This window comes from Cupriavidus basilensis (assembly GCF_029335485.1).
Classification (GTDB): domain Bacteria; phylum Pseudomonadota; class Gammaproteobacteria; order Burkholderiales; family Burkholderiaceae; genus Cupriavidus; species Cupriavidus basilensis_E.
The window spans coordinates 1-4,168 of sequence record NZ_JARJLM010000552.1 but is presented as its reverse complement, the minus strand read 5'-3'; the positions used below and the strand labels follow the sequence as shown (position 1 = coordinate 4,168).

General features: G+C 67.8%; 3 protein-coding genes and 1 pseudogene. 1 reads left to right on the top strand and 3 read right to left on the bottom strand.

Translation table 11 applies throughout. From position 1 onward, the window contains the following. The 3 genes and pseudogenes from P3W85_RS34445 to P3W85_RS34435 all read right to left on the bottom strand — a co-directional run. Positions 1–260: pseudogene (locus P3W85_RS34445) on the bottom strand (NADP-dependent malic enzyme); the annotation flags it as partial. Beyond that, complete coding sequence (locus tag P3W85_RS34440; RefSeq protein WP_276268052.1) at positions 238–396, bottom strand: hypothetical protein; 159 nt, start codon at positions 394–396, stop codon at positions 238–240. The gene P3W85_RS34440 and the pseudogene P3W85_RS34445, both read right to left, overlap by 23 nt. A 115-nt stretch (positions 397–511) precedes the next feature. Beyond that, a complete protein-coding gene (locus P3W85_RS34435; protein ID WP_276268053.1) occupies positions 512–1,147 on the bottom strand; it encodes a DUF4136 domain-containing protein in 636 nt (211 codons plus the stop codon). Positions 1,148–1,462: 315 nt separating this feature from the next. On the opposite strand from P3W85_RS34435, the gene pepN reads away from it, so the two are divergent. Beyond that, complete coding sequence (pepN, locus tag P3W85_RS34430; RefSeq protein ID WP_276268051.1) at positions 1,463–4,159, top strand: aminopeptidase N; 2,697 nt, start codon at positions 1,463–1,465, stop codon at positions 4,157–4,159. The last annotated feature ends 9 nt before the right edge of the window (positions 4,160–4,168 follow it).

Below are 4,168 nucleotides of genomic sequence, written 5' to 3'. Positions count from 1 at the left end.
GTGATCACCGCCACCAGGTTGCCGCGCGAGGTGTACTCGGCCGCCATGGCCGGGTCCTTGGCGATCTCTTCACAGGCGTAGGCCACGCCCGGGGAGTAGGCCAGGGACAGGTCGCGCTGGTTGGACAGCGCCTTGGTCGCGTTTACCTGGATCTTGCCCTTGGTCGGGCTGCGGTGGTATTCCAGCGCGGCCAGGCGCAATTGCGCTTCAGGACTGTTGGGGGCATGTTGCGGTGCATCACCGCCGGTCTTGCTGGTCATTATGCTCGTCCAGGAAGTGGCCCAGCCAGTGCCCGCCGGGGTCGCGCCGGTCGTATCCGGCGCGCTTGCCGGAATCTTCCATCGCGACTGCCAGGTCGGGCTCCGGCGGCTTGGGCCGGAAAAATCGAGCCGTCATTCTAGCTCACCCAAGCCCGGCGCGAAGCCCCTCCCGCTGGGGCATCCAGGGTTTTGGGGCTTTTCGCCGGGCAATTCTGTTTTTACCGCCGCGCGGGCAATACCCGCTTCTGCTCCTACGACTTGTCGGCGGGATCCAGCGGCAAGGTCACGCGCCTCGGCCGGCCGCTCTCCGCCGGGAACTGGGCGAAGGCGCTGCGTATCAGGTAAGGCATGGCGGCCTGCAGGGAGGCACCCTCGCCTTGATGGCGGGCGGTAACCTGGTAAACCCGGCGCCCGGTCGATGCATCCTTGAAGAACACACGCAGGGTGGACAGCGTCACCGGCACGTCGCGCACCGTGGTCTGCGGCGGCCAGTAGCCCGGAGCACCCCAGCCCCAGGGGCCCCAGGGGCGGTAGTACGGCCCCCAGTACGGGCCGTACGGGCCATAAGGACCTGGATACCAGAGGTCCGGGTAGGTGGTCTCCTGCACCCGCAGCACCCGCGCGTCGCTGTCGTACTCCATGCTGACCAGGTAATGCGCCTGCGGACGCGCCACCTGTTCGAAGCCAAGGCCGGCGAGCGCCTGTGCCAGCCATTGCTCATAGGTCTGCTGCTCGAGCTGCGCTTCCTTCCCGGCGCTACGCTCGAAGGCATAGGTACGCGGTGGATCGTTCTGCCAGTTGCCCTGCTGGAAAGCTGTCACTTCGGTCGTGACGGTGCTGGCGCAGCCCGACAGCAGCGCCACGCCGAGCAGCGCCGCGCCTGCCATCAGCCTGCTGCTCCAGCGCCCGCCGGCGAAGCGCCCCCACGCCTTGCCCAGCCATAGTTCCTTCATGATGCCCCTTGCAGATTCATTGTCCGATGTGTACTTGAGACCGCGCCGGGCCCGCTGAATTCCATCGTGGCGCGGCCGCCGGCGCGCCACCTCCGAGCCAGCGCGCCCCCGCTTGGCTACAATGGGTTCTTTAGTGCCATGCCGGCATGCGGCCAGGCGGCGGCTTTCCGCCCTGCCCGGTTCAGCCGCCCTTGCCGTCCCGTGGCGACCATGACGCCCAAAGTGGCCCTCAGAGGACAGGATTCCTTCATGCTGCGCACCGACACGCCCGTTACCGTCCATCGCAAAGACTATACTCCGCCGGCCTTCGCCTTCGAACACGTCGACCTGGTGCTTGAACTCGATCCGGCACGCACGGTGGTCACCAATACCCTGCGCTTCACCCGCCAGGCGCCCGGCCCGCTGGTGCTGGCCGGCGAGGAACTGGAACTGGTCGGCGTCAGCCTGGACGGCAAACCCCTGGCGGACGCGCGCCAGGCCGCGGACTGCCTGACCCTGCCCGAACTGCCCGCGCAGGGCACGCTGGAAATCGTCACCGCCTGCCAGCCGGCCGCCAATACATCGCTGTCCGGCCTCTACGTTTCCAATGGCAACTTCTTTACCCAGTGCGAGGCCGAGGGCTTCCGCAAGATCACCTACTACCTGGACCGGCCGGACGTGATGTCGACCTTCCGGGTCACCCTGCGCGCGCAGCGCGCGGCTTATCCCGTGCTGCTGTCCAACGGCAACCTGGTCAGCGAGCGCGAGCTGCCCGACGGACGCCATGAAGCCGTCTGGGAAGACCCGTTCAAGAAGCCTGCCTACCTGTTCGCGCTGGTGGCCGGCAAACTGGAATGCATCGAGGAACGCATCGTCTCCGCCTCGGGCAAGGAAAAACTGCTGCAGGTCTGGGTCGAACCGCAGGACCTGCCCAAGACGCGCCACGCCATGGATTCGCTGATCCACTCGATCCGCTGGGACGAGCGGCGCTTTGGCCTGGAACTCGATCTCGACCGCTTCATGATCGTCGCCGTGGGCGACTTCAACATGGGCGCGATGGAGAACAAGGGACTCAATATCTTCAACACCAAGTACGTGCTGGCCAACGCCCAGACCGCCACCGATGCCGACTTCGGCAATATCGAATCGGTGGTCGGGCATGAGTACTTCCACAACTGGACCGGCAACCGCGTGACCTGCCGCGACTGGTTCCAGCTCTCGCTCAAGGAAGGCCTGACGGTGTTCCGCGACCAGGAATTCTCGGCCGACATGATGGGCTCGGAATCCGGCCGCGCGGTCAAGCGCATCGAGGACGTACGCGTGCTGCGCCAGGTGCAGTTCCCCGAGGACGCCGGCCCGATGGCCCACCCGGTGCGGCCCGACAGCTACGAGGAAATCAACAACTTCTACACCGTCACGGTGTACGAGAAAGGCGCCGAGGTCGTCCGCATGTACCAGACCCTGCTGGGCCGCGACGGATTCCGCAAGGGCATGGACCTGTATTTCCAGCGCCACGACGGCCAGGCCGTGACCTGCGACGATTTCCGCGCTGCCATGGCCGACGCCAACGGCCGCGACCTGACCCGGTTCGGCCGCTGGTACAGCCAGGCCGGCACGCCGGTGGTGGCGGTACGCACCGCTTGGGACGGCGCCGATGGCAGCCTGACGCTGACGCTGTCGCAAAGCTGCCCCAAGGTCGGTATCGAAACGCACCCCGGCACCCCGGACAAGCTGCCTTTCCATATCCCCTTCGCACTGGGCCTGCTCGATGCCGATGGCGCCGATCTGCCCCTGCAGCTCGCAGGCGAGCACCAGCCCGGCGCCACCACGCGCGTGCTCGACTTCACCGAGGCCGAGCAGAGCTTCCGCTTCATCAACCTGCCGCGCGGCGCCGAGCCGCCGCTGCCCTCGCTGCTGCGCGACTTCTCCGCGCCGGTCATCGTCGATGCCGAATACAGCGAGGCGCAGCTCACCTTCCTGCTGGCCCACGACAGCGACCCGTTCAACCGCTGGGAAGCAGGCCAGCGCCTGACCACGCGGGCGCTGCTGCAACTGGTGGCCGATTCCCAGGCCGGCCGCGAGCTCAAGCTCGATCCGGCCCTGGTGGCTGCGTTGCGCACCGTGCTCAACGACCAGCAGCTCAGCCCCGCCTTCCGCGAGCAGGCGCTGACCCTGCCCGCCGAAGCCTACCTGGCCGAGCGCATGGGCGTGGCCGATCCAGCCGCCATCCACCGCGCCCGCCAGTTCATGCGGGAGGCGCTGGCACGCGCGCTGCAGGCCGACTGGCTGGCCGCCTTCGAGGCCAATGCCACGCCGGGCGAGTACAGCCCCGACGCGGTGTCGTCCGGCAAGCGCGCGCTGCGCAACCTGGCACTGGGCTACCTGGCCGATAGCGGCGACGCCGCCATGCAGGCGCTGGCCGGGGCGCAATACCAGTCGGCCGACAATATGACGGACCGCTCCGCCGCGCTGAGCGCGCTGGTCAACACCTTCGCCCCCGGCCGCGAAGCCGCGCTGGCCGACTTTTACCAGCGCTTCGAGCAGGACGCGCTGGTGATCGACAAATGGTTCGCGCTGCAGGGCATGCAGCGCGGTACGGTGGGCCCCCAGGGCAGCCATGCGGGCAAGCACACCATCGACACGGTGCGCGCACTGATGCAGCACCCTGCCTTCAACCTGCGCAACCCCAACCGCGCGCGTTCGCTGATCTTCAGCTTCTGCGCGGCCAACCCGGCCCAGTTCCATGCCGAGGACGGCTCGGGCTACGCCTTCTGGGCCGAGCAGGTGCTGGCGCTGGACGCCATCAACCCGCAGGTGGCGTCGCGCCTGGCGCGCGTGATGGACCGCTGGCAGAAATACGCGCTGCCGCTGCGCGACCGCATGCGCGCGGCGCTGGAACAGGTCGCGGCAGCCAGCGACCTGTCCCGCGACGTGCGCGAGATCGTGAGCAAGGCGCTGGCGCCGTAATACAGCGCC

Coding starts and splice junctions, on each gene's coding strand:
- P3W85_RS34440 (WP_276268052.1), bottom strand. CDS start 396: ATGACGGCTCGATTTTTCCGGCCCAAGCCGCCGGAGCCCGACCTGGCA.
- P3W85_RS34435 (WP_276268053.1), bottom strand. CDS start 1,147: ATGGCAGGCGCGGCGCTGCTCGGCGTGGCGCTGCTGTCGGGCTGCGCC.
- pepN (WP_276268051.1), top strand. CDS start 1,463: ATGCTGCGCACCGACACGCCCGTTACCGTCCATCGCAAAGACTATACT.